Origin of the sequence: Streptomyces sp. NPDC003300 (assembly GCF_040610915.1) — a bacterium.
Taxonomy (GTDB): domain Bacteria; phylum Actinomycetota; class Actinomycetes; order Streptomycetales; family Streptomycetaceae; genus Actinacidiphila.
Genome location: NZ_JBEXNE010000008.1, coordinates 236,324 through 260,975 on the forward strand (window position 1 = coordinate 236,324; position 24,652 = coordinate 260,975).

General features: G+C 71.2%; 19 protein-coding genes. 11 read left to right on the forward strand and 8 right to left on the reverse strand.

Translation table 11 applies throughout. The features are described 5' to 3' along the window. Nucleotides 1-58: 58 nt before the first annotated feature. Both ABZX65_RS15010 and argF read left to right on the forward strand, forming a co-directional pair. Nucleotides 59-1,282, forward strand: coding sequence for an arginine deiminase (locus ABZX65_RS15010; RefSeq protein WP_355338574.1), 1,224 nt, complete (start codon nt 59-61; stop codon nt 1,280-1,282). A gap of 175 nt (nt 1,283-1,457) precedes the next feature. Next, nucleotides 1,458-2,456, forward strand: a complete 999-nt coding sequence (gene argF, locus ABZX65_RS15015) for an ornithine carbamoyltransferase (RefSeq protein ID WP_355338577.1) — start codon at nt 1,458-1,460, stop codon at nt 2,454-2,456. A 47-nt stretch (nt 2,457-2,503) separates the two neighbouring features. Here argF and ABZX65_RS15020 read toward each other — a convergent pair whose 3' ends face one another. Beyond that, complete coding sequence (locus ABZX65_RS15020) at nt 2,504-2,953, reverse strand: ATP-binding protein (RefSeq protein WP_355338580.1); 450 nt, start codon at nt 2,951-2,953, stop codon at nt 2,504-2,506. Nucleotides 2,954-3,209: 256 nt separating this feature from the next. On the opposite strand from ABZX65_RS15020, the gene ABZX65_RS15025 reads away from it, so the two are divergent. Together ABZX65_RS15025 and ABZX65_RS15030 are read left to right on the forward strand one after the other, a co-directional pair. Further along, the gene (locus ABZX65_RS15025; RefSeq protein WP_355338583.1) at nt 3,210-4,037 is read left to right on the forward strand and encodes an enoyl-CoA hydratase family protein; all 828 of its coding nucleotides are present in this window, start codon (nt 3,210-3,212) and stop codon (nt 4,035-4,037) included. Nucleotides 4,038-4,039: 2 nt separating this feature from the next. Continuing rightward, nucleotides 4,040-6,496, forward strand: a complete 2,457-nt coding sequence (locus ABZX65_RS15030) for an FAD-dependent monooxygenase (RefSeq protein WP_355338586.1) — start codon at nt 4,040-4,042, stop codon at nt 6,494-6,496. 15 nt (nt 6,497-6,511) lie between these two features. Here ABZX65_RS15030 and ABZX65_RS15035 read toward each other — a convergent pair whose 3' ends face one another. Beyond that, nucleotides 6,512-7,378, reverse strand: coding sequence for a PaaX family transcriptional regulator C-terminal domain-containing protein (locus ABZX65_RS15035; RefSeq protein ID WP_355338588.1), 867 nt, complete (start codon nt 7,376-7,378; stop codon nt 6,512-6,514). A gap of 19 nt (nt 7,379-7,397) precedes the next feature. Next, the gene (locus ABZX65_RS15040) at nt 7,398-9,050 is read right to left on the reverse strand and encodes an AMP-binding protein (protein ID WP_355338591.1); all 1,653 of its coding nucleotides are present in this window, start codon (nt 9,048-9,050) and stop codon (nt 7,398-7,400) included. A 102-nt stretch (nt 9,051-9,152) separates the two neighbouring features. On the opposite strand from ABZX65_RS15040, the gene ABZX65_RS15045 reads away from it, so the two are divergent. Continuing rightward, nucleotides 9,153-10,412, forward strand: coding sequence for an acyl-CoA dehydrogenase (locus ABZX65_RS15045; protein WP_355338594.1), 1,260 nt, complete (start codon nt 9,153-9,155; stop codon nt 10,410-10,412). Beyond that, the gene (locus tag ABZX65_RS15050) at nt 10,409-10,807 is read left to right on the forward strand and encodes a RidA family protein (protein ID WP_355338597.1); all 399 of its coding nucleotides are present in this window, start codon (nt 10,409-10,411) and stop codon (nt 10,805-10,807) included. Before ABZX65_RS15045 ends, ABZX65_RS15050 begins: the two co-directional genes overlap by 4 nt. A gap of 64 nt (nt 10,808-10,871) precedes the next feature. On the opposite strand, the gene ABZX65_RS15055 is transcribed toward ABZX65_RS15050, so the two are convergent. Further along, complete coding sequence (locus tag ABZX65_RS15055; protein WP_355338600.1) at nt 10,872-12,014, reverse strand: mandelate racemase/muconate lactonizing enzyme family protein; 1,143 nt, start codon at nt 12,012-12,014, stop codon at nt 10,872-10,874. A gap of 132 nt (nt 12,015-12,146) precedes the next feature. Next, complete coding sequence (locus tag ABZX65_RS15060) at nt 12,147-13,676, reverse strand: UDP-N-acetylglucosamine 1-carboxyvinyltransferase (protein ID WP_355338602.1); 1,530 nt, start codon at nt 13,674-13,676, stop codon at nt 12,147-12,149. 294 nt (nt 13,677-13,970) lie between these two features. Here ABZX65_RS15060 and ABZX65_RS15065 point away from each other — a divergent pair, with 294 nt between their 5' ends. Further along, nucleotides 13,971-14,489, forward strand: coding sequence for a hypothetical protein (locus tag ABZX65_RS15065; protein ID WP_355338605.1), 519 nt, complete (start codon nt 13,971-13,973; stop codon nt 14,487-14,489). Nucleotides 14,490-14,504: 15 nt separating this feature from the next. On the opposite strand, the gene ABZX65_RS15070 is transcribed toward ABZX65_RS15065, so the two are convergent. The 3 genes from ABZX65_RS15070 to ABZX65_RS15080 form a co-directional block, all read right to left on the reverse strand. Then, nucleotides 14,505-15,794, reverse strand: coding sequence for a hypothetical protein (locus tag ABZX65_RS15070; protein WP_355338608.1), 1,290 nt, complete (start codon nt 15,792-15,794; stop codon nt 14,505-14,507). After that, nucleotides 15,791-16,648: a class I SAM-dependent methyltransferase gene (locus ABZX65_RS15075; protein WP_355338611.1), complete on the reverse strand. Its 858-nt coding sequence runs from the start codon at nt 16,646-16,648 to the stop codon at nt 15,791-15,793. The genes ABZX65_RS15070 and ABZX65_RS15075 overlap by 4 nt, the downstream gene beginning before the upstream one ends. A 103-nt stretch (nt 16,649-16,751) precedes the next feature. After that, the gene (locus ABZX65_RS15080; protein ID WP_355338614.1) at nt 16,752-17,510 is read right to left on the reverse strand and encodes a hypothetical protein; all 759 of its coding nucleotides are present in this window, start codon (nt 17,508-17,510) and stop codon (nt 16,752-16,754) included. 395 nt (nt 17,511-17,905) lie between these two features. On the opposite strand from ABZX65_RS15080, the gene acnA reads away from it, so the two are divergent. The 4 genes from acnA to ABZX65_RS15100 all read left to right on the forward strand — a co-directional run bounded on the left by acnA (nt 17,906) and on the right by ABZX65_RS15100 (nt 24,487). Then, nucleotides 17,906-20,620: an aconitate hydratase AcnA gene (acnA, locus tag ABZX65_RS15085; RefSeq protein ID WP_355338617.1), complete on the forward strand. Its 2,715-nt coding sequence runs from the start codon at nt 17,906-17,908 to the stop codon at nt 20,618-20,620. Between the two features lie 485 nt (nt 20,621-21,105). After that, nucleotides 21,106-22,503 (forward strand): N-acetylglucosamine/diacetylchitobiose ABC transporter substrate-binding protein, encoded by a 1,398-nt coding sequence (gene ngcE, locus ABZX65_RS15090; RefSeq protein ID WP_355338620.1) that lies wholly within the window; start codon nt 21,106-21,108, stop codon nt 22,501-22,503. 81 nt (nt 22,504-22,584) lie between these two features. Next, nucleotides 22,585-23,517 carry a sugar ABC transporter permease gene (locus ABZX65_RS15095; RefSeq protein ID WP_355338623.1) on the forward strand — a complete coding sequence of 311 codons (933 nt, stop codon included), beginning with the start codon at nt 22,585-22,587 and terminating at the stop codon, nt 23,515-23,517. A gap of 13 nt (nt 23,518-23,530) precedes the next feature. Next, a complete protein-coding gene (locus ABZX65_RS15100; RefSeq protein ID WP_355338626.1) occupies nt 23,531-24,487 on the forward strand; it encodes a carbohydrate ABC transporter permease in 957 nt (318 codons plus the stop codon). Nucleotides 24,488-24,652: the final 165 nt, after the last annotated feature.

Genomic DNA, 24,652 nt, shown 5'->3' on the forward strand with positions numbered 1-24,652 from the left:
GCGGCGCGTCCTGCCGCCGGGGCGCGTGAATCGCGGGCGCGGTGGTCAGGATGGAGGCATGGGATTCCACGTCGACTCCGAGACCGGGCGGCTGCGCCGCGTCATACTGCACCGCCCCGACCTCGAACTGAAGCGCCTGACCCCCAGCAACAAGGACGCGCTGCTCTTCGACGACGTCCTGTGGGTGCGCAGGGCCCGCGCCGAGCACGACGGCTTCGCGGACGTGCTGCGCGACCGGGGCGTCGAGGTCCACCTCTTCGGCGACCTGCTGCGCGAGTCGATGCTGGTGCCCGAGGCCAAGAAGCTGGTCCTGGACCGGGTCTTCGACGCCAAGGAGTACGGACCGCTGGCCACGCCCCATCTGCGGGAGGCGTTCGACCGGTTGGGCGTCGTGGAGCTGACCGAGGCGCTGATCGGCGGCATGACCAAGCGCGAATTCCTGGAGCGCTTCGCCGAACCCGTCTCCGTCCGCTTCCACGCCATGGACCTGGACGACTTCCTGCTCGCCCCGCTGCCCAACCACATCTTCACCCGCGACACCTCGGCCTGGGTCTACGACGGCGTCAGCATCAACGCCATGCGGTGGCCCGCCCGGCAGCGCGAGACGGTGCACTTCGAGGCGATCTACCGGCACCATCCGCTGTTCTCCGGCGGCGGCTTCCACGTCTGGTCCGAGGGGCAGGCCGACTACCCGTCCACCATCGAGGGCGGCGACGTCCTGGTCATCGGCAGCGGCGCCGTGCTGATCGGGATGAGCGAGCGCACCACCCCGCAGGCCGTGGAGATGCTGGCGCAGGGGCTGTTCGAGGCCGGCTCCGCGCAGACCATCGTGGCCCTGGACATGCCGAAGCGGCGGGCCTTCATGCACCTCGACACGGTGATGACGATGGTCGACGGCGACACGTTCACGCAGTACGCGGGGCTGGGGATGCTGCCCTCGTACACCATCGAGCCGGGCTCGGGCGCGGGCGACCTCAAGGTCACCGACCACTCGCCCGAGCACATGCACCGGGCCATCGCGGCGGCCCTCGGCCTGGACTCCATCGACGTGCTCACCGCGACGCAGGACGTGCACGCCGCCGAGCGCGAGCAGTGGGACGACGGCTGCAACGTCCTGGCCGTGGAGCCGGGCGTGGTCGTCGCCTACGAGCGCAACGCGACCACCAACACGTTTCTGCGCAAGCGCGGCGTCGAGGTGATCGAGATCCCGGGCAGCGAGCTGGGCCGGGGCCGGGGCGGCCCGCGCTGCATGAGCTGCCCGATCGAGCGGGACGCGGTCTGAACGCCCGACCGTAGCTGAGGGGCGGCCCGAACGCCTGGTCGGAGGCGGGGCGGGGCCTGAACGCCTGATCGCGGCGGGGTGCGTGTGCGGCGCGGGAGGGGTCTGTATAAGAATGCCGATCTACGTATAGACTTCCAGTCCTGTTCGTCCCGCACCCCGACCTAGGAGTCCCCGCATGGCCGTCGACCTCAAGGGCCGCCACTTCCTCAAGGAGCTGGACTTCACGCCCGAGGAGTTCCGCCACCTGGTGGAGCTGGCCGCGGAGCTGAAGGCGGCGAAGAAGGCGGGCACGGAGGAGCAGCGGCTGCGCGGCCGTAACATCGCGCTGGTCTTCGAGAAGACCTCCACCCGTACCCGGTGCTCCTTCGAGGTCGCCGCCGCCGACCAGGGCGCGTCCACCACCTACCTCGACCCGTCCGGCTCGCAGATCGGACACAAGGAGTCGGTCAAGGACACCGCCCGCGTGCTGGGCCGGATGTTCGACGGCATCGAGTACCGGGGCAGCGGCCAGGACGTCGTCGAGGAGCTGGCCGCCCACGCGGGCGTCCCCGTGTGGAACGGCCTCACCGACGACTGGCACCCCACCCAGATGCTCGCCGACGTCCTCACCATGACCGAGCACAGCGCGAAGCCGCTCACCGGCATCGCATACGCCTACCTCGGCGACGCCCGCTCCAACATGGGCAATTCGCTGCTGATCACGGGCGCGCTGCTGGGCATGGACGTACGTGTCGCCGCGCCCGCCACCCTGTGGCCGCGGGAGTCCGTGGTCGCCGAGGCCCGCCGCCTCGCCGAGGTCTCCGGCGCCCGCCTCACCCTCACCGAGGACGTCACCGAGGCCGTGCGCGGCGCCGACTTCGTCCACACCGACGTGTGGGTGTCGATGGGCGAGCCGAAGGAGGTCTGGGACGAGCGGATCGCGCTGCTCGCGCCGTACGCCGTCACCGCCGACGTCCTCGCCGCCACCGGCAACCCGGACGTGCGCTTCATGCACTGCCTGCCCGCGTACCACGACCTGGGCACCGCGATCGGCCGCGAGATCCACCAGCGCACCGGGCTGACCTCGCTGGAGGTCACCGACGAGGTCTTCGAATCCGACCGGTCGGTCGTCTTCGACCAGGCGGAGAACCGTATGCACACCATCAAGGCGGTCCTGGTGGCGACGCTGGCCTGAGCCCGGTGCCGCCCCGGTCCTGAGGCCAGGCCCGGCCGCCCCGGCGGTCAGTGCAGGGTGAACCAGACGGCCTTGCCGGTGCCGGTCAGCCGGCAGCCGGAGTCGGCGCTCAGCGCGCGGATCAGGATCAGGCCGCGGCCGTGCTCGGCCAGCTCGTCGTGGCACGGGGGGTCGGGCTGGGCGGGGATCAGGAGATTGAGGCCGACGGGGAAGTCCAGGCCCTGGTCGTGGACCTCGACCTGGAAGCCGTGCGGAAGCAGCTCCACGAACAGCTCGATCGCGCCCGGCGGGGTGTGCTCCACGGCGTTGGCCACGACCTCGGCGGTGAGGAGCTCCGCGGTGTCGGTGTCGGGGCCGGTGTCCTGACCGAGTTCGACCAGGACGGTACGGACCATGGCGCGCGCCAGCGGGACGGCGGCGGGGGAGTGCGGCAGGTCGATCCGCCAGACCGTCGGCCGGTCGGGGAACTCGCCTGCGGTGCGGGTGGGGCTGGTCATCGCTACTCCGATCCGGACGGGGCGGGGGCTCGCTCACCCCGATGTCCTCCACCTTAGGAATCGGACAATACGGTCAGCAGAGGCGTCCGGAAGGAGGTCGTAGGGACCAAAGGCCCGCGAGCGGACGGACCTCCTGCCCGTACCAGGCGCGGGCGCCGCTCTCGTTCCGCCCGTGTTCGCGCCCCGCCCCCTCCTTGTCTCGCCCTCCTGACGACAGTCACAAACAGGTGATAACGTCGGGACGAGGAGGCCGCGCATGAGTCCGTATCCCAGCTCCGCGAGCCCCACCGGCCACTGGCGCCATCTGCGCGTCGACCGGGCCGAGGGCGTCGTCACCGTCACCTTCGACCGGCCCGAGCGGCTCAACGCACTGACCTTCGGCGCCTACGCCGACCTGCGCGACCTGCTGGCCGAGCTGGCCAGGGAGGGCGGGACCCGCGCCCTGGTCCTCGGCGGCGCGGGCCGCGGTTTCTGCTCGGGCGGCGACGTGGACGAGATCATCGGCGCCACCCTGGCCATGGGCACCGGCGAGCTGCTGGAGTTCAACCGGATGACCGGACAGGTCGTCCGGGCGATCCGCGAGGCGCCCTTCCCGGTGATCGCCGCCGTGCACGGCATCGCCGCGGGCGCGGGCGCGGTGCTCGCCCTCGCCGCCGACTTCCGGATCGTGGAGCCCTCCGCGCGCTTCGCCTTCCTGTTCACCCGCGTCGGCCTGTCGGGCGCCGACATGGGCGCCGCGTATCTGCTGCCCCGGCTCGTCGGGCTCGGCCACGCCACCCGGCTGCTGATGCTCGGCGACAGCGTCGACGCGGCGGAGGCGGAGCGGATCGGCCTGGTCAGCCAGTCGGCGCCGGAGGGCGGCGCCGACGAGGCCGCCGCCGCGCTCGCCCGCAGGCTGGCGGCGGGCCCGGCGCTGGCCCACCAGCAGACCAAGGCGCTGCTCACCGCCGAGTTGGACATGCCGCTGGGCGCCGCCGTCGAAATGGACGCCGCGGCCCAGGCGTTGCTCATGACCAGCAGCGACTACGCCGAATTCCACGCGGCCTTCACCGCGAAGCGCGAGCCGACGTGGGAAGGCCACTAGCGATGCCGGGCGGTCACCGGACCGCGGGCGCCCGCCGTGCCCAGCGCGTCGCCGTCATCGGCGGCGGCCCCGGCGGCCTCTACGCCGCCGCGCTCCTCAAGCGCCTCGACCCGGACCGCACGGTCACGGTGTGGGAACGCGGCGCGCCCGAGGACACCTTCGGCTTCGGCGTCGTCTTCTCCGACGAGACCGTGGGCGGCATCGAGAACGCCGATCCGGCCGTCTACGCCGCCATGCGCGAGGAGTTCGTCCGCTGGGAAGCGATCGACATCCGGCACCGCGACCGCCTCACCCGCTCCGGCGGCCACGGTTTCGCGGCCCTCGACCGGCGCCGGCTGCTCGCGCTGCTGTACGAGCGCTGCCGCGACCTCGGCGTGGACGTCCGCGTCCGCACCCCGGCCCCCTCCGCCGACCGGCTCGCCCTCGACCACGACCTCGTGGTGGCCGCAGACGGCGCCCACAGCGCCACCCGCGCCGCGCACGCCGACGTCTTCCGCCCGCGCCTGACCACCCACGGCTGCCGCTACATCTGGCTCTCCGCCGACCTCCCGCTCGACGCCTTCCGCTTCGAGATCCTGGAGACCCCGCACGGTGTGATGCAGGCCCACGCCTACCCGTACCGGCCGGGCGCCAGCACCTTCGTCGTCGAGATGACCGAGGACGTCTGGCGGCGCGCGGGCTTCGACCGCGAGGCCGCCGAAGGTGCTGTCGGCGCTGTCGGCGTCGTCGGCGCTGAGGTCACGGCGAACGGGTCCGATACGGAAGCCGCCACCGCCGCCACCATCGCCGCCTGCGAAAAGCTCTTCGCCCGCCTCCTCGACGGCCGCGCCCTGCACGCCAACCGCTCCCGCTGGCAGCCCTTCACCACCGTGGTCAACGAGCGCTGGCGGCACGGCCGTACGGTCCTGCTCGGCGACGCCGCCCACACCGCGCACTTCTCCATCGGCTCCGGCACCAAGCTCGCCATGGAGGACGCGCTGGCGCTCGCCGCTTCCCTGCGCGAACAGCCCGACACCGAAACGGCGTTGGCCGCCTACGAGAGCGAGCGGCGGCCGGTGGTGGAGAGCACGCAGCGGGCGGCGCTGGCCAGTCTGGAGTGGTTCGAACGGCTCGGCAGCTACGTGGACCAGCCGCCGACACAGTTCGCGTTCAATCTGCTGACCCGCAGCCGCCGCGTCACGCACGGCAATCTGCGGCTGCGCGACCGGGAGTTCACCGACCGCGTCGAGCGCGGCTTCGGGGCGCCGCCCGGCACACCGCCGATGTTCACCCCCTTCCGGCTGCGCGGCCTGACGCTGCGCAACCGCGTCGTCGTGTCACCGATGGACATGTACGTGGCGCGGGACGGCGTGCCCGGCGACTTCCACCTCGTCCACCTGGGCGCGCGGGCCCTCGGCGGGGCCGGTCTGGTGATGACCGAGATGGTCTGCGTCAGCCCGCGCGGCCGGATCACCCCCGGCTGCACCGGCCTGTGGAACGGCCAACAGGAAGCCGCCTGGCGGCGGATCACCGACTTCGTCCACCAGCAGGGCGGCGCGGGCGGGTCCGGCGCGGGTGCGAGCGGCCCGGACGGAACCGGCGCTGGTGGGACCGGCGTCGGCGGAACCGGCACCGCCATCGGCCTCCAACTCGGCCACAGCGGCCGCAAAGGCTCCACCCGCCTCATGTGGGACGGCATCGACCAGCCGCTGCCCGACGGCAACTGGCCGCTGGTCGCCCCCTCGCCGCTGCCGTACCGCGAAGGCGTCAACCAGGTGCCGCACGCCCTGCGCGCGGACGAACTCGCGCAGATCCGCGACCAGTTCGCGGCGGCGGCCGAGCGCGGCGCCCGCGCCGGTTTCGACCTGCTCGAACTGCACTGCGCCCACGGCTACTTGCTCTCCTCCTTCCTGTCCCCGCTGACCAATCACCGCACCGACCGCTACGGCGGCGACCTCGCGGGGCGGCTCCGCTTCCCGCTCGAAGTCCTGGACGCGGTACGGGAGTCGTGGCCGTCCGACCGGCCGCTGACGGTACGGATCTCCGCCACCGACTGGGCACCGGGCGGTGCCACGGGAGACGACGCCGTCGCCGTCGCCCGCGCGCTGGCCGAGCACGGCGCCGACGCCGTGGACGTCTCCACCGGCCAGGTCGTCGCCGACGAGCGGCCCGCCTTCGGACGCTCCTACCAGACGCCGTACGCCGACCGGATCCGTAACGAGACGGGCCTGCCGGTGATCGCGGTCGGCGCCATCTCCTCCTGGGACGACGTCAATTCCCTGCTGCTCGCGGGCCGCGCCGACCTCTGCGCGCTGGCCCGCCCGCACCTGTACGACCCGCACTGGACACTGCACGCCGCCGCCGACCAGTCCTACGAAGGCCCCGGCGCACCCTGGCCCACCCCGTACCTCGCGGGCCGCCGCCCGCCGCCCACCGGCCGTACGGACGGGCCGAAACCCCGCCTGGCGCTGGACTCCTGAGCGCAAAGGGCCGGGCTACTGGTCCGCCACGAAGCGCGCCCCCTGGTCGCGCAGCAGCACATGCAGGGCCGTGAACACCGCCGCCGAGCGGATGCCCGGCCAGTCCGCGGGCAGCAGCGCCGGGGGCAGGCCGGGGTCGGCGTACGGCAGGCGGCGCCAGGTGTCGAGCGCGCGCAGATAGTCCCCGAAGGCCCGCTCGGGCGAGGGCTCACCGGCCCCAACCTCGGACTCAGCCTCGGCCCCGGACTCGGCCCCGACCTCGGACTTGGCCGACCACCTCCCCAGCACCGGCTCGTGCGCCGCCAGGAAGGTGTGGTGCAGCGCGGCCAGCGCGTCCAGATCCCACCAGCGCCGTACCGCCTCCTCGGTCGCGGTGAAACCGAGGTGCGCGCCGCGGAACAGGTCGACGTACGGGGCCAGTTCGAGCCGCCGCAGCACGTGCCGGGTCTCCTCGTGCAGCGCGCCGGGCGCCACCCACACACCGGGCGCGGCCGTACCGAAGCCGAGACCGGCCAGCCGGGACCGCAGCAGATGCCGCTTGTGCCGCTCGGACTCCGGCACCGAGAAGACGGCGAGCAGCCAGTCCTCCGGGTCGGGATCGGGCGCGGCGCCGACCCCGTAGATTCGCCCGTCGCCGTCCGCGAGCAGCAGCCGCGCGTCGTCGGACAGCGCGTACGCGGCGGCCCCGCCGACCCGGTCGGGCACGAGGAGGCCGCGCCGCTTGAGCCGGGAGACCGCGGACCGGACCGACGGCGGGTCCACGCCCACCGCCCCCATCAGCCGGATGAGCGCGGCCACCGGCACCCGGCCCGCCAACTCCGCGCGCCCGTAGGCGCCGTAGAAGGTGAGGATCAGGGAACTCGGTGTGTGCTGCTCGGTCACATGATCACCCTAGGGCGTCTCAGTCCAGGTCGCGCAGCCGGAAGCGCTGGAGCTTGCCGGTGGGCGTACGGGGGAGCGCGGGCACGAAACGGATCTCGCGCGGCGCCTTGTACGGCACGATCACACTCTTGGCGAAGTCCCGCAGCGCGCCCGCCGCCCGGTCCCCGCCGTCCACGCCCTCGTGCAGGACGACGAACGCCCGGACGATCTGCCCGCGCTCCTCGTCCGGCACCCCGATCACCGCCGCCTCCCGCACGTCCGGGTGCCGCAGCAGCGCCTCCTCGACCTCGGGCCCCGCGATGTTGTACCCGGCCGAGATGATCATGTCATCGGCGCGCGCCACATAGCGGAAGTAGCCGTCGGCGTCCCGGACGTAGGTGTCGCCGGTCAGATTCCAGCCGTCGCGCACGTACTCCGTCTGGCGTTCGTCGGCCAGATACCGGCAGCCGGTCGGTCCGCGCACGGCCAGCAGCCCCGGCTCGCCGTCCGGCACCGGCCGCAGGCGCTCGTCCACGATCCGCGCGGTGTAGCCGGGCACCGGCAGCCCGGTCGCGCCGGGCCGGGCCGCGTCGTCGGCGGCGGAGATGAAGATGTGCAGAAGCTCCGTCGCCCCGATCCCGTTGATCAGCCGCAGTCCGGTCCGCTCGTGCCAGCCCATCCAGGTCGCGGCGGGCAGATTCTCCCCCGCGGACACGCAGCGGCGCAGCGACGAGACGTCGTACGACGGCAGGTCGCCGAGCATCGCGCGGTACGCGGTCGGCGCGGTGAACAGCACGCTGACCCGGTGCTTCTCGACCGCCGCCAGCAGCTCCTCCGGTCCGGCCCGCTCCAGCAGCAGCGAGGACGCGCCCGCGCGCAGCGGGAAGACCACCAGGCCGCCGAGTCCGAAGGTGAAGCCCAGCGGCGGGCTGCCGGTGAAGACGTCCTCGGGCACCGGGCGCAGCACCCGCGCGGAGAAGGTGTCCGCTATGGCCAGCACATCGCGGTGGAAGTGCATGCAGCCCTTGGGGTGCCCGGTCGTGCCCGAGGTGAAGGCGATCAGCGCCACGTCGTCCGCCGAGGTCGGCACCGCCTCGTACGTCTCGGCGCGCCCCTCGGCCAGCCGCAGCAGATCGTCGTCGCCGGTACCGCCGTACGGGGTGATCCGCAGCCCCGGTACGCGCGCCGCCGTCAGCTCCTCCAGATACGCGGCGTGGCACAGCGCGTGCGAGACGCGGGCGATCCGGCCCACCTCCGCCAGCTCGTGCGCGCGCTGCGCGGCCAGGACGGTGACGGCCACCGCGCCCGCCTCCAGCACGGCGAGCCAGCAGGCGACCAGCCAGGGGGTGGTCTGGCCGCGCAGCAGGACGCGGTTGCCGGGGACGACGCCCAGCTCGTCGGTGAGGACGTGCGCGATCCTGGCGGTCGTCGCGCGCAGCTCGGCGTACGTCCACTCCGAGCCGTCGGGCAGCCGGAGGCAGGGGGCGTCGGGGCGTCCGGTGGCGAGGAGTTCGGCGGCGCAGTTGAGCCGATCGGGGTAGCGGAGACCGCCGTCGGCTCCGGGGCCTTCACCGAGGGCGTCGCGGTCGTCGCCGTCGTCGCCGTCCAGGCCGTCGAGGTGCGGCCACTGGTCGGACGGCGGAAGGTGATCGCGCGCGAAGGTGTCCACATGGGCTGACGGCAGCAGGTCCATGGCGACAGTGCCCCTCGACGAGTAAGCATCCAGCGGACGATTTCAGCGTAACGTGTTGATGACGGCAGTCAACAGGACGCGATAAAGCTGGGAGGCGGGGCGATGGAGGACGGGGTTTCCCGCGGTACGGATTCCGACGGTCCGGCGGCCGGGGAAGGAGCCGTGGGCGGCGGTGGCGCCGGTGGCATCGGTAGGGGCGGCGGCGCCGGTGGCGGCGGTGGCACCCGTGTGGCGTTCACCCTCGACCCGGCACGGGCGGCCTGGGCGGACCGGATCAGGGCGCTCGCGGCGGAACGCCTGAAACCGCTGGCCGAGGCGGGTGAGCCGGGCCGCGTCAACCGGCCGCTGCTGGCCGAACTCGGCGCGCTCGGACTCCTGGCCCGCGTGCTGCCGGGAGACGGCGCCCCGGTCTCCGCCCTCGATCTCTGTGTACTGCGGGAATCGCTGGCGCGCGAGTGCACCGAGGCCGAGACCGCCCTCGCCCTCCAGGGCCTGGGCGCCCACCCGCTGCTCACCGCGCCCGCCGTCGCCGCGCGCTGGCTGCCCGAGGTGACCTCGGGCCGGGCCGTCGCCGCCTTCGCGCTCACCGAACCGGGCGCGGGCTCCGACGCGGCGGCGCTGGCCCTGGCCGCCGAGCCGGACGGCGCGGGCCGCTGGCGGCTGACCGGCGAGAAGTGCTGGATCTCCAACGCGCCCGAGGCCGACATCCTCACCGTCTTCGCCCGGACGGCCCCGGGGCCGGGCCCCGGCGGCAGCGGCGCGCGCGGTGTCACCGCCTTCGCCGTCCCCGCCGACCGCCCCGGCCTGACCGGCGAACACCTCGACATGCTCTCGCCGCACCCCATCGGACGGCTGGTCTTCGACGGCGTCCCGGTCGGCGCCGACGACCTCCTCGGCGTGCCCGACCACGGCTTCCGTACCGCCATGGCCACCCTCGACCTCTTCCGGCCCAGCGTCGGCGCCTTCGCGGTCGGCATGGCGCAGGCCGCACTCGACGCGGCCGTCGCGCACGCGGGTGAACGCACCGCGTTCGGCGGCCCGTTGAAGGACCTCCAGGCCGTCGCGCACCCGCTCGCCGAGATGGCCACTCGCACCGAGGCCGCCCGGCTGCTGGTCCACGCGGCGGCCACCGCGTACGACACCGGCGCCGCCGACCTGACCGCCCGCGCGGCGATGGCCAAGCTCTACGCCACCGAGACCGCGCAGTACGTGGTCGACGCCGCCCTCCAGATCCACGGCGCCCGCGCACTGCGCCGCGGCCACCTGCTCGAACACCTCTACCGCGAGGTGCGCGCCCCGCGGATCTACGAGGGTGCCACCGAGGTCCAACGGACCATCATCGCCAGGGAGTTGTACCGATGAGCCTGCGCCGTATCAACCCCGCCGAACTTTCGCCGCCCATCGGCTTCTCGCACGCCGTCACCGCCACCGGCCGCAGCCTGGTGATGCTCGCGGGCCAGACCGCGCTGGACTCCTCCGGCGCGGTCGTCGGCGACGGCCTGCCCGCCCAGTTCGAGCGCGCCCTCGCCAATCTGCTGACCGCCCTGCGCGCGGCGGGCGGCACCCCGGCCGATCTCGCCCGGCTCACCGTGCACACCACCGACGTCACCGCGTATCGCGCGTGCGCCGCCGAACTGGGCCGGATCTGGCGGGAGTCGGCGGGCCGGGACTATCCGGCGATGGCGGTGATCGGGGTGGTCGGACTCTGGGACGAACAGGCCCTGGTGGAACTGGACGGCATCGCGGTGCTGCCGTAACGCCCTTCCTCGCGTAACCCCCTTCCTCGCCTAACCCCCTTCCTGGGCTGCGGACTTGGCGGCACTACGCGTCCACGCCGGTCCGATAGCTGTCGCGCGTCCACGCGCGGGCCCGGTCGGTGAGGGTGAAGCCGAGGCCGGGGCGGTCGGACAGATGCATACGGCCGTCCCGGATCTCCAGCCGCTCGTTGAACAGCGGTTCGAGCCACTCGAAGTGCTCGACCCACGGCTCGTGCGGGTAGGCGGCGGCCAGGTGGAGATGGATCTCCATGGCGAAGTGCGGGGCGAGTTGCAGCCGGTGGTGGTCGGCCAGCGCGGCCAGCTTGAGGAACTGGGTGATCCCGCCGACGCGCGGCGCGTCCGGCTGGATGATGTCGCAGGCCCGCGCGTCGATCAGCGCCACGTGCTCCGCGACACTGGCCAGCATCTCCCCGGTGGCGATCGGCGTGTCCAGCGCGGCGGCCAGCGCGGCGTGCCCCTCCGCGTCGTACGCGTCCAGCGGCTCCTCGATCCAGGTGAGCCCGAACGACTCCAGCGCCCGCCCCAGCCGCGCCGCCGTCGGCCGGTCCCACTGCTGGTTGGCGTCCACCATCAGCGGTACGCCGTCGCCGAGATGGGCCCGTACCGCTGCGAGCCGCTTGAGGTCCTCGGCGCTGTCCGGCTGCCCCACCTTGATCTTGACGCCGCCGATCCCGCGCTCCAGCGAGGCCGTCGCGTTCTCCATCACCTGCTCGACGGGCGTGTGCAGAAAGCCGCCGGAGGTGTTGTAGCACCGCACCGAATCCCGGTGCGCGCCCAGCAGTTTGGCCAGCGGCAGCCCCGCCCGCTTCGCCTTCAGATCCCACAGCGCGATGTCGAACGCGGCGATCGCCTGCGTGGCCAGGCCACTTCGGCCCACCGAGGCGCCCGCCCACACCAGCTTCCCCCACAGCCGCCCGATGTCGTTGGGGTCCTCGCCCACCAACTCCCCGGCCACCTCCCGCGCGTGCGCGAACTGCCCCGGACCGCCGGCCCGCTTGGAGTAACCGAACCCGATCCCCTCGTGCCCGTCCTCCGTCCCGATCTCCGCGAAGAGCAGCGCGACCTCCGTCATCGCCTTCTGCACCCCCGTCAGCACCTTGGCGTCGCTCACCGGCACCGCCAGCGGCAGATAGACGGACGACAATCTGACCGACCGGATCCGGTCACCGGCGGGCGGTATCGACACCACGGAAATCCTCCCGATCACATATCTAAACGCTAAGTGCATCTCTGAACGCGCCCAGCATACGACCAGCCGCCGCACCCCGCACCGACCCGCTCAACAGCAGGTCAGACGGGGTGCGGTGGCATCCGTGTGTCAGATGTCGCGGAAGATCTCGATCTGGGCGCCGATGGAGTTGAGGCGCTCGGCGAGGTCTTCGTAGCCGCGGTTGATGACGTAGACGTTGCGGAGGACGGAGGTGCCTTCGGCGGCCATCATGGCGAGCAGGACGACGACGGCGGGGCGCAGGGCCGGGGGGCACATCATCTCGGCGGCGCGCCAGCGGGTGGGGCCCTCGACCAGGACGCGGTGCGGGTCGAGGAGCTTGACGGCCGCGCCGAGGCGGGTCAGTTCGGTGAGGTAGATGGCGCGGTTGTCGTAGACCCAGTCGTGGATGAGGGTCGAGCCCTGGGCGGTGGCGGCGATGGCCGCGAAGAAGGGGACGTTGTCGATGTTGAGCCCGGGGAACGGCATCGGGTGGATCTTGTCGATGGGGGAGCGCAGCTTGGACGGGCGGACGGTGAGGTCCACCAGCCGGGTGCGGCCGTTGTCGGCGCGGTACTCGGGAGTCAGCTCGTGGTCGAGCCCCATCTCCTCCAGCACGGCCAGCTCGATCTCCATGAACTCGATCGGCACCCGCCGGATCGTCAGCTCCGACTCGGTGACGACGGCTGCGGCCAGCAGGCTCATCGCCTCGACCGGGTCCTCGGACGGCGCGTAGTCCACGTCGCGGTCGATCGAGGAGACGCCGTGCACGGTGAGCGTCGTCGTACCGATGCCGTCGACGCGGACGCCCAGCTCCTCCAGGAAGAAGCAGAGGTCCTGGACCATGTAGTTGGAGCTGGCGTTGCGGATGACGGTGACGCCGTCGTGCCGGGCGGCGGCCAGCAGCGCGTTCTCGGTCACCGTGTCGCCGCGCTCGGTCAGCACGATCGGCCGGGTCGGGGTGACGCTCCGGTCGACCTCCGCGTGGTACGTGCCGTCCGTCGCGGTGATGTCCAGGCCGAAGTGGCGCAGCGCGTTCATGTGCGGCTGGACCGTACGGGTGCCGAGGTCGCAGCCGCCCGCGTACGGGATGCGGAAGCGGTCGGTGCGGTGCAGCAGCGGCCCGAGGAACATGATCACACTGCGGGTGCGCCGCGCGGCCTCGGTGTCCATCGAGTCCAGGTCGAGGCTGGCGGGCGGCACGATCTCCAGGTCGTTGCCGTCGTTGATCCAGCGGGCGCGGACGCCGATGCTGCCCAGCACCTCCAGGATCCGGTAGACCTCCTCGATCCTGGCCACCCGGCGCAGCGTGGTGCGCCCGGCGTTCAGCAGGGTCGCGCACAGCAGGGCCACGCAGGCGTTCTTGCTCGTCTTGACGTCTATGGCGCCGGACAGGCGACGGCCGCCGACCACCCGCAGATGCATGGGGCCCGCGTAGCCGAGGGAGACGATCTCGCTGTCCAGCGCCTCGCCGATGCGGGCGATCATCTCAAGACTGATGTTCTGGTTGCCGCGCTCGATACGGTTGACTGCGCTCTGGCTGGTCCCGAGAGCCTCGGCGAGCTGGGACTGTGTCCAGCCTCTGTGCTGCCTGGCGTCCCGGATGAGCCTGCCGATACGTACGAGGTAGTCGTCGGTCATATCGCCGAGGCTATCTCACATATGAGATGCGGCAACCGCAGATCGGCCGTCCGTGACGGACCCCACTCCCGCCGCGTGCCATCCGGCGTACGCCAGCGCGTGCCGCCCGTGCCCGCACCCGCGACCGCCATCACCGTACTCGCGGGTCACGGCCGCGCAACCCGGAGCACTGCCCGGCCCACCATCCGACCGCGGAACCCGGTCCCGCAACCCGACCGCGCGGCCCCGGCCCCCGCGACCCGATGCGCACGCCCCGGCCACGCGCCGCCGCGGGCGTACGGCACACTTCCGATCATGCTCACGCGCATACGTTCCCCACGGCCCACGCGGCCCCGGCCCGCGCACCGCGCGGCCGGTGCGGGACTGGCCGTCGCCGTACTCGCCCTGGCCGGAGCGCTCGCCGGGTGCGGCGGCGGCGCGGGCCCCTCGCGGGACCAGCCGAAGCTGCCCTTCGGCTGGTCGCCGAGCGGACCCTCCCGGACACCCCCGACCCGGGCGGAGACGACGGGCGCCGCGGCCACGCGGGGTACCGGATCGCCCTCGGCCGGCTCGACGTTCGCCCTCACGGCGCCGCCGGCGCGCGCGGGCGCGACCGCGGTGACGCCCGGCGTGAGCGGGAACGCGCGCACGTGCCCGACCCCCGGACACCCGTATCGCGTGTGCGGCCACTACACGCTGGTCCGGCCGACGATCGACCCGTCCGCGCCGTGCGTCGACAGCGACCAGGGGGTCCACGGCGGCACGACGTATGCGTGCCTCTACGGCTACTGGGTGGAGCTCCCGAAGGTCCCGACACCGGCCACGCCGACGTAGCGCGGCCGGTGCCCGCTACCGGCCGTGCGGTACGAAGATCCGCTCGTCGTCGGCCGCTGCCCGCGGCGCCGGAATCCGGCGGCGCGCCACCCGCCGCGGCGTACGCGGCAGGACCACGGCCAGCAGGCAGCACACCGCCATGCCGAGCAGCCCGGTGACGACGCCGAGCTTGGTGGCCAGGGAGACCTGCGGCAGGACGAACACGGCGATGTCGAGGCCGAAGGACGCGGCGCTCACCACCGTCAGCGCCGCCGCGACACGGTTCAGCCGGGCGTCCAGCGCCTCCGCGCGCTGCGAGGACGCGGCCAGCAGGGAGTTGCTGACGTAACCGAGGAGCTTGTCGGCGCGCTCCTGGGTGTCGTCGAGCCCGATCACCTGGCGCGCGGAGAGATAACTGGCCCGGTGCGCCTGCGTCGACTCGATCCGGTAGCCGTCGAGATGGTGGAAGTCGGCCCACAGACCGTCGAGGAACCGCCGGAAGGCGTGCACATCGGTGGTCTCGGGGTGGCCGTGCGCCAGGTCGGCCAGCACCCACCGCCCGGCGACGAGCGCGCCCACCAGCAGCGACTGCTGCGCCACCGCGATGTCCGTGGGCTCGGTCATGGTCAGCAGATCGTGCAGCGGCGTCGCCGGATCGCGGTCCCAGGCGTACGTGTACGGCAGCAGGATCCGGCAGTCGGGGCCCGATATCAGCGCGGGGACCCGTGCGTCGGCCGCCCACGGCGGGTCCCGCGTCACGAAGTGGCAGTTGTAGCGCGCCGATTGACGGTCGATCGGCGAACCCGCCCCGGTCAGCGCGAGATCGGGACGCAGGGCGATCCCCTGGACTAGACCACTGGCGACCGCCGCGGCCAGCACCGCCGTCAGGATCGGCGCGTCCGCCTCCCGCAGCGCCTGGTTGACGGTCGCGTCGAGCGCGTCGAGGTCGTGCAGCGCCATCCGCCGCAGATCGGCCTCGTGCCGCAGCGCGTAGACCACCAGCACCGTGCCCGCGGTCAGGATGCGCGCGTGGCAGGCCACGATCTCCGTGCCCGGCAGGCTGATCGCCGGTCCGACCATGCCGGTCAGGTCCATCTCGATGGTGGTGTCCGGGTTGTACGCCAGCGACCGCAGGCCCCCGACCACCGGCCGAAACTCGCCGTGGCCCGGCACCGCGACCAGCTCCAACGAGCTGACGGGGGAGCGGTGGTGCAGCGGATACGCCCGGCTCTGGAGATGCAGCACCTCGCTCGCGCCGAAGCTCATACTGCCGCTCGTGCCGCCGCTCGTGCCGCCGCTCGCGCCGCTTCTCGCGCCGCCGCTCATGCCGCCGCGCCCGCGCGGCCGGTGCCGGAGCCGGGGGTCCAGGAGACCGCCACGTACTCCGGGATCAGGTCGGACTCGCTCACCGACACCCCGCCCAGATAACGGCGTTGCAGATCCTCGGGGCCCCGGTCCTCGATCGCCGTGCCCAGCAGCGACTCCAGCTCGTCGTGCGTGAGATGGCTCGCGTCCGCGGGCACCGACCTGCGCAGGAACCAGTCGCGCTGCTCGGCCAGGACACGGCAGCCCGCCGCCGCCGCGGGCCAGTAGCTGACCGCGGTCACCGCCGTCGTACCGAAACCGGCGCCCAGCGTCACCACCGACCGTGCCGCGTCCCCCGGCAGATAGAAGACGACGCCCTCCGCGACGTACGCGACCGGCCGACCGGCCGCCAACTCGCGTGCGGCGGAGGTCACTTCGGCGCGGCCCTGCGCGCTGTTCAGATCGGCCGCGAGATGCCGCACCTCACGCTCCGGCGCGACACCGGACGCCATCAGCTCCGCCGCCCGCCGCCGCTTGGCCGCCGCCATCTCCGGCAGGTCCACCTCCAGCGCCGCGGGGAACGGCAGCAGCCAGGGATACGAGGAGAAACCGGCCCCGCACACCACGAGCACCGTGTCCGGGTCGGCGCGCAGCGCCCGCGCGAGGGTGTCGGCGATGTAGCGTCCGCGCAGCGACACCACCAGGTCGTCGTGCGGGTACACCTCGTCGGCGAACTCCCGCCACAACTCCCTCACCGCGGGCCGGTCACCGTCCGGAATCCACGCGCCCGCCAGAGGATCCTCGGCGAGGTCGGGCTTGCGCGCCCGCGACTCGTTGACCAGATACGCGGTCAGTTCGACCCCACCGTGCTGCATGACCCGTCGACCCCCGAGTGTGTGACGTTGCGTCACCCACCTTGGTATCACGTCCCGTTGCCGTTGTGGATCTCCCCGTCGGCCGCACGACGAGTCCCGCGGGTCAGGTCCGCAGTCGCGCCAACTCCGCTTCCCTGGCGTCGATGTACGGTCCGAGGTCGGTCACGGTCGCCAACCGGACCTGTCCGATGGGCACGTGGTGCCCGACGACAGTGACCGTGACGGATTCCGCGTCAGCGTCAGCGTCCGCATCCGCGTCAGCGTCAGCGTCCGCATCCGCGTCAGCGTCAGCGTCAGCGTCAGCGTCCGCATCCGCGTCAGCGTCAGCGTCAGCGTCAGCGTCCGCATCCGCGTCAGCGTCAGCGTCCGCATCCGCGTCCGCATCCGCGTCCGCATCCGCGTCCGCATCCGTACCGGCATCCGCCACCGCCTCGATCCGCGCCGCCCACCACGTCCCTTCCGTCAGCACGTCGGCCGCCCGCGGCGCACCGTCCACGACGACCTCCGCCCGCGACGTACGGCCTGCCCCGGCCTCCCGCGCCGAAGGGTCCTCGTCCGCCCGCGGGTACCCGTCCCGCTCCAGCCGCAGCGACTCGGCCAGGCTCACCGGCTCGGCGTCACGCACCGCGCTGGTCACCCAGACCCCCGCCTCGTCCTGCCCCAGCCGTCCGTGCCGCACGGTGATCCGCTGCCATACGTCGTCTCTTCTGTGGCCTTCGGCGAACCACGCCGGTTCCGGCGCGGGACCGGTCACCGCGCACACCCGGAAAGGCGGCGCCCCGCGCAGCGCGGCCATCCGCCGCGCCGCCTCGGCCAGGACCGCCGCGACCCTCGCGCCCTCGTCCTCCGTCGCATACCGCATGAGGAGATTGTCCCGGCACCCGTCAAGCGGGCACACCCCCGCGCGAGGCCCGCGCCCCGTCCCGCGTCCGACCCGCCGCACGGCACACCCGTCGGTCACGCAGTCGGTTACGCAGTCGGTCACGCCCGTCCACCCGCCCGTCCGACCCGGTGCGCGCCACGCCGCCGTCCCCAGGCGGGCCGGGCATGACCCAGCGGCGGTCATGTACTAGAGTTATCTCGACATCGAGATATCTGCTGAGGCGTACGACGACCGCACCGCACGAGGTAAGGGTTACCTAACCAGAGCCCACCTTAGCGGACCGGCCGGCGGGCATGTCACCGACATGCGGCCGGGCCGGGGGACCGCGGTGGTACGCGCGCAATGACGCAAGACGACGCATGAAGGAGACTGTCGTGTCGGCGAACAGCTTCGACGCCCGCAGCACGCTGCGCGTGGGCGACGAGTCGTACGAGATCTTCCGGCTGGACAAGGTGGCGGGCGCGGCCCGGCTGCCGTACAGCCTGAAGGTGCTGCTGGAGAACCTGCTGCGTACCGAGGACGGCGCGAACATCACCGCCGACCACATCCGGGCGCTGGGCGGCTGGGACTCCCAGGCCCAGCCGAGCCAGGAGATCCAGTTCACGCCGGCCCGCGTGATCATGCAGGACTTCACGGGTGTGCCCTGCGTCGTGGACCTGGCCACCATGCGCGAGGCCGTCAAGGAGCTCGGCGGCGACGCCGCCCGGATCAACCCGCTCGCCCCGGCCGAGCTGGTCATCGACCACTCGGTGATCGCCGACCGCTTCGGCACCGCCGACTCCTTCGCGCAGAACGTGGAGCTGGAGTACGGCCGCAACAAGGAGCGCTACCAGTTCCTGCGCTGGGGCCAGACCGCGTTCGACGAGTTCAAGGTCGTCCCGCCCGGCACCGGCATCGTTCACCAGGTGAACATCGAGCACCTGGCCCGTACCGTCATGGTCCGCGGCGGCCAGGCGTACCCGGACACCCTGGTCGGCACCGACTCGCACACCACCATGGTCAACGGCCTCGGCGTGCTCGGCTGGGGCGTCGGCGGCATCGAGGCCGAGGCCGCGATGCTGGGCCAGCCGGTGTCCATGCTGATCCCGCGGGTCGTCGGCTTCAAGCTGACCGGCGAGCTGCCCACCGGCACCACCGCCACCGACCTGGTGCTGACCATCACCGAGATGCTGCGCAAGCACGGCGTGGTCGGCAAGTTCGTGGAGTTCTACGGCGAGGGCGTCGGCGCCACGTCGCTGGCCAACCGCGCCACCATCGGCAACATGTCGCCGGAGTTCGGCTCCACCGCGGCGATCTTCCCGATCGACGAGGAGACGCTGAAGTACCTGCGGCTGACCGGCCGGGACGCGCAGCAGGTCGCGCTGGTCGAGGCGTACGCCAAGGAGCAGGGCCTGTGGCTGGACCCGGCCGCCGAGCCGGACTTCTCCGAGAAGCTGGAGCTGGACCTCGCCACCGTCGTCCCGTCGATCGCCGGGCCCAAGCGCCCGCAGGACCGTATCGTCCTGGCGAACGCCTCCCAGCAGTTCGCCCGCGACGTGCGCAACTACGTGACCGACGACGAGGAGGCGGGCAAGGAGTCCTTCCCGGCCTCCGACTCCCCGGCCACCCACAACGGCGTGCCGACCAAGCCGACCGTGGTGACCGCCCCCGACGGCAGCACGTACGAGATCGACCACGGCGCCGTCACCGTCGCCGCGATCACCTCGTGCACCAACACCTCGAACCCGTACGTGATGGTCGCCGCCGCCCTGGTCGCCAAGAAGGCGGTCGAGCGCGGTCTGACCCGCAAGCCGTGGGTGAAGACGACGCTGGCGCCCGGCTCCAAGGTCGTCACGGACTACTTCGACAAGGCGGGCCTGACCCCGTACCTGGACAAGCTCGGCTTCAACCTGGTCGGTTACGGCTGCACCACCTGCATCGGCAACTCGGGCCCGCTGCCCGAGGAGGTCTCCAAGGCGGTCAACGAGGCGGACCTCGCGGTCGCCGCGGTGCTCTCGGGCAACCGCAACTTCGAGGGCCGGATCAACCCGGACGTCAAGATGAACTACCTGGCGTCGCCGCCGCTGGTCGTCGCGTACGCCATCGCGGGCTCGATGAAGGTGAACATCACCGAGGACGTCCTCGGCACCGACACCGACGGCAAGCCGGTCCGCCTCCAGGACATCTGGCCGACCGAGGCCGAGGTCAACGACGTGGTCGCGTCCGCGATCGGCCAGGACATGTTCAACGAGTCCTACCGCGACGTCTTCGCGGGCGACGCGCAGTGGCAGGCGCTGTCGATCCCGACCGGCGACACCTTCGAGTGGGACCCGCAGTCCACCTACGTCCGCAAGCCCCCGTACTTCGAGGGCATGACGATGGAGACCACCCCGGTCACCGACATCGAGGGCGCCCGCGTCCTGGCCAAGCTCGGCGACTCGGTCACCACCGACCACATCTCCCCGGCCGGCGCGATCAAGGCCGACACCCCGGCGGGCAAGTACCTCACCGGACACGGCGTCGACCGCCGCGACTTCAACAGCTACGGCTCGCGCCGCGGCAACCACGAGGTCATGATCCGCGGCACCTTCGCCAACATCCGGCTGCGCAACCAGATCGCGCCGGGCACCGAGGGCGGCTACACCCGCGACTTCACCCAGGCGGACGGCCCGGTCGCCTTCATCTACGACGCCTCGCGCAACTACATCGAGCAGGGCGTGCCGCTGGTCGTCCTGGCGGGCAAGGAGTACGGCTCCGGCTCGTCCCGCGACTGGGCGGCCAAGGGCACCGCGCTGCTCGGCGTCAAGGCGGTCGTCGCGGAGTCCTACGAGCGCATCCACCGCTCCAACCTGATCGGCATGGGCGTGCTGCCGCTCCAGTACCCCGAGGGCGCCTCCGCGGCCTCCCTGGGGCTCACGGGCGAGGAGACGTTCGCCATCTCCGGCGTGACCGAGCTGAACGACGGCACGACCCCGCGCACGGTGAAGGTCACCACCGACACCGGCGTGGAGTTCGACGCCGTTGTCCGGATCGACACCCCCGGAGAGGCCGACTACTACCGCAACGGCGGCATCATGCAGTACGTATTGCGGTCGCTGATCCGCAAGTAACGATCAAGTGACGTTCCGCTACGGCGGATACGCAGAAGAAACCGCAGGCGGGCCGCGCTCCTCTCAGGGGAGTGCGGCCCGTCCGCTTATGTCCGTACATGCAGACCGGCTCGGCCCGGTTCGGTCTTCACTACTTGAACGCACTTCCGTGACAGTCGTGTTGACTAGTGAATACAAGATCCGGCGCGCTCGGGATCGGTGAGACATCCCACGTTTCGCGGAGGTCTCAACTCGGGAAAGCTTGCCGCCCAAACCATCATTCGATCTTGCCCTGCCGACTGCAAGTGGACTATACCTGTCGGCGTCCAAGGAACCCGCTCACAGCGGGGCGGGGCGGGGGGGAACGTCGGGCAGAAACACCCGGCGGCCTACGGTGACGTACCCCTCCTCGATGGATGCACGGCATCACTCAAGCTTCAACTGTTCGCGGTCGTCGGCGGATTCCGCTGCACCGCATGAGTCCTGATGAGAGCGAGGACTTGAGCATGGGATCCGAAATGAACCGCCGGGATCTGGTCAAGCGTTCCGCGGCGCTTGGCCTCGTAGCCATTCCGTCGGCCGGTCTGCTGAGCGCCTGCGCGTCCAGCGGCGGTGACAGCAGTAGCGACAAGCCCACCAAGAGCGCGACTGCGGCCTCGAAGGACAACCCCTTCGGCGTGAACGACTCCACGGCCCTCGACATCGTCATCTTCGACGGTGGTTACGGCCACGACTACGCCACCGCGCTCGGCAAGCTGTACGAGTCCAAGCACCCGGGCTCCAAGTCCAGCGTTCTGCCCACGCAGGACATCGCCGGCAAGCTCCAGCCGCGCTTCAACGCCGGCAGCCCGCCGGACGTCATCGACGACTCGGGCGCCCAGCAGATCAAGCTGGACGTCCTGCAGAAGAGCGGTCAGCTCGCGGACCTCACCCCGCTGCTCGACGCGCCCTACATCGACGACCCGAGCAAGAAGATCCGCGACGTGCTCCAGCCCGGCACGATCGAGACCGGCACGCTCGACGGCAAGATGTACTCGCTGAGCTACATCTACACCGTGTTCGGCCTGTGGTACTCCGGCAAGCTGTTCAAGGACAAGGGCTGGACCGAGCCCAAGACGTGGGCCGACTTCATCTCCCTTTCCGCGGAGATCAAGAAGGAGAAGATCGCGCCCTTCTGTCACCAGGGCAAGTACCCGTACTACATCAACGTCGCGATCATGGACCTCATCGCCAAGAACGGCGGCCTGGAGCTCCAGAAGCGCATCGACACGATGGACCCGACGGCCTGGGACGACCCGGCCGTCAAGGCGGGCATCGAGGCGGTCTACGAGATCGTGGACAAGAACTACCTGCTGCCCGGCACCAACGGTCTGACCCACATCGAGTCGCAGACCGCGTGGAACCAGTACAAGGCCGCCTTCATCCCGTGCGGCTCCTGGCTGGAGAACGAGCAGATGAAGGCCACCCCGAGCGACTTCGACATGAAGTTCATGCCGATGCCGTCGCTCACGGGCGACAAGCTGCCCTTCGAGGCGATCCGGGCGGGCGCGGGCGAGCCGTTCATCGTCCCGGAGAAGGCCAAGAACAAGGCCGGCGGCCTGGAGTTCCTGCGCATGATGCTGACGAAGGAGGGCTCCGGCAAGTTCGCCGCCGCCGCCAACTCCCTCACCGTCCTCAAGGACGGCGTCGGCTCCGACGTCCAGCTCCGTCCGGGTACCGCGTCGACCGTGACCGCGCTGAGCGCTGCCGGTGCGAACACGTTCAACTACAACTACCCGAACACCAACAGCGAGTTCGATGTCGCCCTGCAGAACCTGAGCGGTGAGCTGATGGCCAAGCGCCTCACCCCCGCCCAGTGGATCTCGAAGGCCAAGGCGCTCGCGGCCAAGGCCAAGAAGGCCTGACCCAGCGACGTCGTGCGGTGCGGGGGCCGGAATCCGTCCGGCCCCCGCACCGGCATAGCCCCTCGATCAGGAGCAGGATCCATGCAGCATCGCAAATACCCCTTCATTGTGGGCTTCCTCATCGTCCCGATCGTCCTGTATGTGACGTTCGTGATCTGGCCGTATCTTCAGACGATCGGCTACTCGCTCACGGACTGGAAGGGCGAGTCCCAGACCTTCAACTTCGTGGGCCTGGACAACTACACGACCCTGTTCCACGACTCCGTCTTCAGGACCGCGTTGTGGCACAACATCCTGCTGCTGATCTTCCTGCCGGTGATCACCATCCTGCTGGCGCTGTTCTTCGCCTTCATGGTGAACGTGGGCGGTCGCAGCACGGCGGGCGGTGTCCAGGGCGTCCGCGGCGCCGGGATCTACAAGGTCGTCTACTTCTTCCCGCAGGTCCTGTCGGTCGCGATCCTGATCGTGCTGTTCGGCGCGGTCTACCGCAGTGACTCGGCCGGTCTGCTCAACGGCGTCCTGGTGAAGCTGCACCTGGAGGACGCCAACAACCCCATCGAGTGGCTGAACGACCCCAACCTCGTGCTCTGGTGCCTGCTGGCGATCCAGGTCTGGGCGGGCGTCGGCTTCTACCTCGTGCTGTTCTCCGCGGCGATGCAGTCCATCCCCAAGGACATCTACGAGGCCGCGCTGCTCGACGGCGCGGGCCGCTCGCAGACCTTCTTCAAGGTCACCCTCCCGCTGCTGTGGGACAGCGTGCAGACCTCGTGGGTGTACATCTCGATCTTCGCGATGGACTTCTTCGCCCTGGTCTCCGGACTGACCCCCGGAACCGGCTACGGCGGTGGTCCCGACCACCACAGCGAGGTCATGGCGACCTACCTGATGCGCAACTTCCTGTCCTTCGGCAAGAGCGGTTACGCCTGCGCACAGGGTGTGATCATCATGCTGGTGACCTTGATCGTTTCCGCTGTCACGCTGCGGGTCTCCCGCCGTGACCGCATCGAGTTCTGAGCGGGGAAGCACCATGACCTCACCCATCACCGAGGCGCAGTCCGGCGGACTGCTGGGCCAGGTACCCGCTCAGGGCGGGCCCGGCAAGAAGCGCAAGGGCAAGGGAGCGGAGGAGGCCGGCTACGACGGAGCCGGCGGCCGGGTGCTCAACGTCTTCTCGCACGGCTTCCTTGCGGTCTGGGCGATCATGATCATCCTGCCACTGGCATGGATCATCCTCAGCTCGTTCAAGAACAACAGCGAGATCGGCTCCAGCGCGTGGTCCTGGCCCTCGCACTTCACCTTCGGCGCGTTCAGCCGCGCCTGGGACAAGGGCATCGGCGACTTCTTCCTGAACACCGTGATCGTGATGGTGTTCTCGGTGCCGCTGACCATGCTCTTCGGCTCGATGGTCGCCTACGTGCTGGCCCGGTACGAGTTCCCCGGCAACAGGTTCATCTACTTCCTGTTCGTCGGCGGCGCGATGTTCCCGTACTTCCTCGCGCTGGTCCCGCTGTTCTTCATGGTGAAGAACCTCGGCATGCTGAACACGTACCAGGGTCTGATCCTGGTGTACGTCGCCTACTCGCTGCCGTTCACGACCTTCTTCATGCACTCGTTCTTCAAGACGCTGCCAACGGCCATCCATGAGGCGGCGGTGCTCGACGGCGCCTCGCACACCCGGACGTTCTTCCAGGTGATGGTGCCGATGGCCAAGCCCGGTCTGCTGAGCGTCGGCATCTTCAACGTGCTCGGGCAGTGGAATCAGTACATCCTGCCGGTCACGCTGATGCAGCCGCAGACCAGCACCGACAAGGACCACTCCATGCTGGCCCAGGGCCTGGTGAACCTCGCGCTGTCGCAGGGGTACTCGGGTGACTACCCGGCGCTGTTCGCCGGCATGGTGATCGCGATGCTGCCGGTGCTGGTGGTGTACCTGTCCTTCCAGCGCCAGGTCCAGGCCGGACTCACCGCGGGCACCCTAAAGTAGCCCGCGGCGGCGCCCCCGAGCGCCGTTGAGCAGGCTGTACGCCGCGAGGAGCGGCTCCGCGAGGGCGCGGAGCCGCTCCTCGGCGTTGGCGACCGATTCGCATAACGGTGTGGCTCTCCCCCTTGACGGGACATCACCCCAAACACTCAACTTAGAGTTCACATG